The sequence below is a fragment of the Cellulomonas humilata genome, from assembly GCF_013359775.1.
GTDB classification, from domain to species: domain Bacteria; phylum Actinomycetota; class Actinomycetes; order Actinomycetales; family Cellulomonadaceae; genus Cellulomonas; species Cellulomonas humilata.
On sequence record NZ_JABMCI010000002.1, the window covers coordinates 1 to 306 of the forward strand.

1 protein-coding gene is annotated in these 306 nt (G+C 70.9%); it reads right to left on the minus strand.

Annotated elements, in window-relative coordinates; all coding sequences use genetic code 11:
• Positions 1-270 (minus strand): HNH endonuclease signature motif containing protein (locus HP550_RS21855; RefSeq protein WP_210767460.1); only part of this gene is annotated, 270 nt, incomplete at its 3' end.
• Positions 271-306: the final 36 nt, after the last annotated feature.

The window sequence follows — 306 nt, forward strand, 5'->3', positions numbered from 1 at the left end:
CCCTGGGGGTTTCTCCAGGCGGGTGATGCTCAGGTTGAGTCGGTGTACCTCGGTGTGGTGGTGCTTGCAGAGCAAAGCCGCGTTACCGATCGACGTGCCTCCCTTGTCTCTGTCCCACCAGCGGCTGTGGTGCACCTCGCATCGAGACGCGTGCTGGTCGCACCCGCTCCAGGTGCACTGCCCGTCGCGCCCGATCGCGGCGCGTCGTTCCGCGGTCCTGCACAACCGCCCGGTGCGGCCGCCGTCCAGCCGGCGGCCCTCGGCGGACATGACGCTCCGCGTGATGTCCGCCTCGCCCCGCGCCCG